The sequence below is a fragment of the Clostridium sp. HMP27 genome, assembly GCF_000765165.1.
GTDB lineage: Bacteria > Bacillota > Clostridia > Clostridiales > Clostridiaceae > Clostridium_AK.
In genome coordinates this window covers 113,263-119,922 of record NZ_JMFY01000003.1, presented here as the reverse complement: position 1 = coordinate 119,922, position 6,660 = coordinate 113,263, and the positions used below count along the sequence as shown (strand labels likewise).

Here is a 6,660-nt window from a genome sequence, read left to right as displayed (position 1 = left end):
ATAATATTTTATAGAGTTTTTCTAAGCCTACTTTCACTATAAGCTTTATAAGTAATAAGTTTTGATGGATTTACCTAGCAATCTACACTGGTAATTTAATCACGTACTTTTTATATCTTTTAGGCATATCCACATGGCAGCAAGCTTTATGCGCATCCCTTGGGAACATAATATAAATCATTCCCGCTTTTGCTTCCATGATTGTGCCTTTCCCCTCATAAAATGCAGCATCCTTCTTTTCATCGTATTGAGTAGTACACTTAAGGTCATTTTTGTCTGCCCAAACCAGTATTTCACTACCCTCTAAGACATATTGAACATCAATGTATTGTATATGGGTCTCAAAATCACATTCCTCAATAGGATTTGTTATCCCATCTTGTACCATTAAAAATCCACCATCAAATTCATATCTTCCAACTGATAATTTACCTGAAGCATTTATAAAATCCAGCGCATTTTCAAGATTTTTAACTATAGGAGTATACCTACTTATATTTTTAAATTCATCTAATATCATATTTATGCACCTACTGTAGATTTTTCTTTCTTAAATATTTTCTTAACTAAAGGTGCATATAATGGTGAAAGTAATGAAGCTATAGCAACAATTAAGAAGACTGCACAAATTGGTCTTGAGAAGAATATTGATAAATCACCATCACTCATAATTAAAGCCCCTCTAAAATTTGCTTCTGCTAAGCTTCCAAGTATTATACCAATAACAATTGACGACATTGAAAAGTCCATCTTGTTCATGAAGTATCCTAGAAATCCAGCTGCAACCATTATAAAAACGTCTATTATTGAGTTATTATAAGAATAAGCCCCAACAAAAGTTAAACTAAATATTATTGGAAGAAGAATTTCATTAGGTATATTAATTACCTTAACAAAAACTCTAATTAGTGAAAATCCAAAGAACCCCATTACAATGTTTGCAACTAATAATCCAATAAATACTGTATAAACTTCTGGTGCATGCTGGGTAAATAGTAATGGTCCTGGCTGTAAACCTTGAACTAAGAATGCTCCAAGCATAATAGCAGTAGCACCATCACCTGGTATGCCAAGAGTTAACATAGGAATCATAGCTCCACCGGATACTGCATTGTTACCTGATTCTGGTGCAACAATGCCTTCTGGTTCACCATTGCCAAAGTTGTCTTTATACTTTGACCAACGTTTGGCCTGATCATAAGAAATAAATGACGCAATATCTCCACCAGTTCCTGGAATACACCCTATAAAAGTGCCTATAAATGAAGAACGTAATAGTGTTACAGCTACCCTTTTAAGGTCCTTGAATGTAGGAAATACTCGTTTAATTTTAACATTATGTTTAATATATTTCTTTTTATAGGAATCTTCCACACTTGCTAGCACTTGTGAAAAAGCAAATAATCCTATTAATATTGGAATAAAGGATATTCCTCCCATTAGATAAGTTGTTCCAAATGTAAATCTTAACATACCGCTCATTGCATCTATCCCAATGGTTGCAATAAACAATCCAATTAGCCCACCAATAAGTCCTTTTAGAACAGATTTGGAAGATACACTAGTGATAATACTTATTCCAAATACTGCAAGAGCAAAATACTCTGGTTTAGAAAATTGTACAGCAACTTTTGCAAGTTGAGGTGAAAATATTACAAGGCAAATTGTACTAAACACTCCTCCAAATGTGCTACCAAAAGTTGAAAGTCCTAGTGCACGTCCTGGCTCTCCATGTTTAACGGCCATGGGATACCCATCTAATGTAGTTGCTGCTGATGCTGGTGTACCTGGAGTATTTAATAATATTGCAGAAATTGATCCTCCGTATATAGCACCACAATATATACCAAGCAGCATTAAAATACCACCTATGCCTTGAAAAGCAAAAGTAAGGGGAAATAACAGTGCAATACCCATATTTACTGAAAGTCCCGGTAATGCACCAATTACAATACCAACAACTGTACCAAATACTAAGCCTATAAAATTAACTAAATTAAAAACATTACCTAATGCTGATATAATATCACCCATTTTATTTTCCTCCTTTCTTTAGCTTAAAAATATTGGACTTGGAAATTGTGTTTTCAACAACACATCAAATATCACATAAATAGCTGATACTGTAAGTACTGAAGTCATAATCATAAGTCTTTTATTTCTAACCTCTAATATATACATTACTACTGGTATAAATATAAGAGTTGATATATAAAACCCTAGCACATATAAACCAATACAAAATATAACTATTATTCCCATCATTGAATATACACATTTATTTGCATCAGAACTTAAAATCACGTTCTTTTTTTCTTCTTTATCTTTATGTATGATATTTGAAATAAATAATACTATTGCACAAATTACCAAAAGTGTTCCCAGCATAAGTGGCCAAAATCCTGCTCCTGGGTCTCCTTCAGCCTTTATAGGAAATTTCTTTGCTAAAGTAATTATAGAAAATCCAATAATGGCAGTTATAACCGAAACAACATTATTCCATTTTTTCATTGTATTCATAGATTTCTCCTTTCTATTCACATGCGAAATGAGAAGATGTGCCTGTCTTAATAATTGAAGTGTACGACTGGCACATAATACCAGTCGTATACAACTATACTTTTAACTAGTTAAGCTTAACCTTAGCTAGCATTTCCTTATACATTTCATGGTCTTCCTTCATCATTGTATAAACATCATCACCAACAATATTTACTGGATCTATACCTTGTTTGATAAAGTACTCTTTGTATGCTGGATCTTCAACTGTTTTCTTAGCTGCATCTCTTAAAGCAGTTACGACTTCTTTTGGAGTATCCTTTGGAGCAACTAATACAGCCCAAGCTCGAATTGTCATGTCATGCCCTAATTCTTTAAATGTAGGAACATTTGGATAAAGGTTTGAACGTTTGTCAGCCATTACAGCAAGTATTTTAAGTGAACCTGCATCTACTTGGCTCTTAAAGTTTGATGGATCTGCAACTGTAGCATCTATGTGCTTACCAGCTAAGGCAGCTGCAATATCAGCAGAACCGTTTGGGTATGGAACATGCTTAAGCTTTATTCCGTATTTTTCTTCCATAGAAATTGCCGCAATATGCCATATAGCTCCCATACCTGAATTACCTACCTGAATTTTCCCTGGATTTTTCTTAGCATATGCTACAAATTCATCTACGCTATTGTATGGAGCATCTTTAGGAACTACAAGCGCCGCTGGAGCAGCAATTGGTGCAACAATTGGAACAAAGTTTTCATAAGTTACTGGTGATTTACCTTGGTGTGGGAACATAGCAAGTTCAACTGTAACCATACCTAGAGTATAGCCATCAGCCTTTGCCTTTGATGTTTCTACCATTCCTGTTACACCACCGCCATCTGGCTTGTTTGTTGGAACAAAGTTTGAATCTTTTAAATTAGCTTTCATATATTGAATTAATCCTCTGGTAGAAATATCTGTACCTCCACCAGGTGCCTTAGGAATGATTACTGTAATGTCCTTGCTTGGATATGCTTTTGAAGTACTTGTCGCTGTGCTTCCACAAGCAGTTAAGCCTACAGCCATTGTCGCCACTGCAGCTATAGAAATAATTGATTTTAATAATCCTTTTTTCATTTTATTTCCCCCTTAATTTAAATTTATTTACAAATATTTATTTTAATATTATAAATATTTTTTATCCATTTTCTCTGTCATACGTTTTAACATCTTTACTTCCTTTTTGAATGTTTCAGTAAGACCTTCAGCTTCTTTTGTACGACAGTTAATGTTAATATCTAACCCATTTAATTCTAAATAATATTTAGCATTAACGGGATAATATTGTCGTTCAATTAAAGAACATATTGTAAGTTCATCCGATAGTTCTTCTAAGTCCTCCTTATTGTAGCTGTTACAAACCTTTACATAGAGTTTAGGTTGCATATTAGCCATTACACCGCTATATCCAGCTGCACCCTCCTTCAACGATTCCAGTAATGTAGATGTGTTTGCATTGTAAAGTTTTAAATTTGTACCTTTTGTTACTTCTAATTTTTCTTTAATATTTTCTATATCACAGCTTGTATCCTTTAAGAAGTAAAATCTTCCTGTTTCGGCGCACCATCTTGTTACTTCCTTTGTCATCACTCTCTTGTAAGGATATGGACATTCATAGAATCCTAATGGCATATCCTTAGGTAACTTTTCAAGCAGTGTTTGTAAATTATCAAGCCACACTTCATCACTTTCATCTTCCTTAGCAAGACGATTTGTGATTAATATTATCGCATCGACACCAGTTGTTGCAATTTCATTTAATTCCTTAGCTTGATCATCAAAACTATCTGAAACATGACCTGATGCAATTACTGGCACTCTTCCTGCTGCCTTTTCCTTTACAAAATGTGCAATCCCTACTCTTTCTTCTAATGATAAAGAGAACATTTCACTTGATTGACATACAGCAAATAACCCTAAAACTCCATTATCAATGTACCAATTTATAAGTTGTTCTAATGCTTTGTAATCTACCTTGTTGTCTTTCGTAAAAGGTGTAAGCATTACTGGCCATACTCCCCCTGGAAAATTATTAATCATCTTTTTCACTCCCCTAATTTTATCTTTATATTAAAATCAGTTATTTATTAAATCACTTAATTTTAATTCTCCAAAATGCTATTGTTTCTCTTTTCCACGTGTAAGAAATGAAAACCTCATCTCCATCTGCTATGATTGCGGGATATGAGAACTCCCCCTCTCCACTATCTAAATCTAATAGTTTACTCCACGTTTTACCATTGTCCTTTGAAATTACAAGAGATATTGGTGTTCTGTCCCCCCAATTAATTCCTATAGGATTATATACTAGGACTAAAGTACCATCTTCTAGTTTTGCTAAATCAATACCGCTATTATTATTAGGAAGTGACGTTTCATAGGCTTTAATCCAAGTTTCTCCATAGTCATTTGAATCGCTCCTGTATATTTTACCCTCAGTACTTCTTAAAAGCATATGTATATTTCCTTTTACTGACTCCCATAATGTTGGCTGAATCACCCCTCTACCAAAGAATGACTGTTCACTCACTTGTATATTGCTTTCATCTGCTCTTACGGTACGCTCAAATTTACTTCCCACAATGCCTTCAATAATTATGCTATTACTTTTAGTCCAAGTTTCCCCACCATCGTCAGAGTAATCAACGAACGCACTCCATATTCCACCTTCTAATGATCCTGGTGCTAAAATTCTTTCGTTGGATAATCTAATTGGTTTATTTCTAACAGGTCCTCTACCACCTTCATCTCCTTTTACCATCTCATAGGCCTTGTCCCAGGTGATGCCATCATCATGGGATATTTTAATCATGGTCCGCCACTTGCTAATTTCTTTACCTACCTTATAAAACAATACTATCTCATCACTTTTATGTTGGAAAAGTACTGGATTCCAATGAACATTTTTTTCATTTGTAATCTTAACCGGTATACTCCAAGTATTGTCTTTTCTTTTGGACATCCATATAGATACGTCATCATTTCCTTCCTTACTTCCTCCAAACCATGCACATAATATAGTTCCATTTTTTAACTTTAATAGACTGGAAGCATGGCACATATCCGTCATAATTTTATTTGTTATAAATTCTCTACTTATAATCTCATACACTTTAATTCCTCCTATAGAGTAATTAGAAATCTTTATAGTTGTTCATCATTATAGAACATTGTTCATATATTTATATATTTTTTTAGGGAAAAATGTATTTTCCCAAAGGTTACGTGTTACGTTTTATTAATTCCGCCTTTTCTTTTAACATATTTGCAAAAATTTCAATATGTTTGTCGTCAAATCTAAGTGATGGGCCCGTTGTACTTAATGCACCAATTAAATCATTGTTTTTATCAAATACTGGTACACCAACACATTTGATGCCATATTCATGTTCCATGTTGTCTATGCTGTATCCAAATTTACGTATATTCTTAAGCTGCTCCTTAATTCCTTCTGGATCAAGAATTGTATAATCTGTAAATTTTGTTAGTGGCTTTTGTAAAATTGTCTCTATTAATTTTTCATCCAAAAATGCTAGCATCGCTTTCCCAATGGCAGTACATACAAGTGGTGCTGTTAGTCCCTGTATCCATCGTATATTATATGCTTTTTCAGGGAATCCACCCTCCATGTACATAACATTTTCTCCATCAGGTATACCAAAATATACAATTTCACCAATGCTGCCTGTAAGTTCATTTACGCACTTATGAACAATACTCTGAAAACCAATTGTTCTTGCACTAATATGAGACAATTTGATTATTTTACGACCTAATCTATACTTTTCATTATCCTTGTTTTGCTCTATATACCCACAAGCTTCTAGAGTTGAAATTATGTTATGAACATTACTTTTACATATATCTAACCTTTTGCTTATATCTGTAATGCCCAGCTCTAGTTCTTCTAGAGAAAAACATTCAAGTATATCTAATGCCTTTTTTAAAGATTTTACTTTTATTTTATCTTCCATCCCAAACCTCTTTCGTTCTTGTATGCTGAACATTGTTCCAAATTTACCATCTATATACAGTATACATCTTGACAACTATATTTTCAAGAGTATTTTGTAAGAATATTCTCTTTTGCTTTAAAGTTCTGCAATTATCCAGGATTAGCT

Annotated in this window: 7 protein-coding genes; all 7 read right to left on the bottom strand. The window is 33.5% G+C overall.

What is annotated here, in order from left to right:
- Positions 1 to 82: 82 nt before the first annotated feature.
- On the bottom strand, positions 83 to 520 hold the full coding sequence (locus tag DP68_RS03120; RefSeq protein WP_035305923.1) for a YhcH/YjgK/YiaL family protein: 438 nt from the start codon (positions 518 to 520) through the stop codon (positions 83 to 85).
- Positions 521 to 522: 2 nt separating this feature from the next.
- A complete protein-coding gene (locus DP68_RS03115) occupies positions 523 to 2,034 on the bottom strand; it encodes a tripartite tricarboxylate transporter permease (protein ID WP_035305920.1) in 1,512 nt (503 codons plus the stop codon).
- Between the two features lie 18 nt (positions 2,035 to 2,052).
- Positions 2,053 to 2,604, bottom strand: a complete 552-nt coding sequence (locus DP68_RS03110) for a tripartite tricarboxylate transporter TctB family protein (RefSeq protein WP_291546999.1) — start codon at positions 2,602 to 2,604, stop codon at positions 2,053 to 2,055.
- A 22-nt stretch (positions 2,605 to 2,626) separates the two neighbouring features.
- Positions 2,627 to 3,616 carry a tripartite tricarboxylate transporter substrate binding protein gene (locus DP68_RS03105; protein WP_035305914.1) on the bottom strand — a complete coding sequence of 330 codons (990 nt, stop codon included), beginning with the start codon at positions 3,614 to 3,616 and terminating at the stop codon, positions 2,627 to 2,629.
- Between the two features lie 48 nt (positions 3,617 to 3,664).
- Positions 3,665 to 4,579: a dihydrodipicolinate synthase family protein gene (locus DP68_RS03100; RefSeq protein ID WP_035305912.1), complete on the bottom strand. Its 915-nt coding sequence runs from the start codon at positions 4,577 to 4,579 to the stop codon at positions 3,665 to 3,667.
- Positions 4,580 to 4,631: 52 nt separating this feature from the next.
- Positions 4,632 to 5,651 carry a sialidase family protein gene (locus DP68_RS03095; RefSeq protein WP_291546993.1) on the bottom strand — a complete coding sequence of 340 codons (1,020 nt, stop codon included), beginning with the start codon at positions 5,649 to 5,651 and terminating at the stop codon, positions 4,632 to 4,634.
- A gap of 109 nt (positions 5,652 to 5,760) precedes the next feature.
- Positions 5,761 to 6,513, bottom strand: coding sequence for an IclR family transcriptional regulator (locus DP68_RS03090; RefSeq protein ID WP_035305909.1), 753 nt, complete (start codon positions 6,511 to 6,513; stop codon positions 5,761 to 5,763).
- Positions 6,514 to 6,660: the final 147 nt, after the last annotated feature.

Bases quoted from the DNA above. Each gene is read 5' to 3' on its own strand.
- DP68_RS03120 (WP_035305923.1), bottom strand. From the start codon at position 520: ATGATATTAGATGAATTTAAAAATATAAGTAGGTATACTCCTATAGTT.
- DP68_RS03115 (WP_035305920.1), bottom strand. From the start codon at position 2,034: ATGGGTGATATTATATCAGCATTAGGTAATGTTTTTAATTTAGTTAAT.
- DP68_RS03105 (WP_035305914.1), bottom strand. From the start codon at position 3,616: ATGAAAAAAGGATTATTAAAATCAATTATTTCTATAGCTGCAGTGGCG.
- DP68_RS03100 (WP_035305912.1), bottom strand. From the start codon at position 4,579: ATGATTAATAATTTTCCAGGGGGAGTATGGCCAGTAATGCTTACACCT.
- DP68_RS03090 (WP_035305909.1), bottom strand. From the start codon at position 6,513: ATGGAAGATAAAATAAAAGTAAAATCTTTAAAAAAGGCATTAGATATA.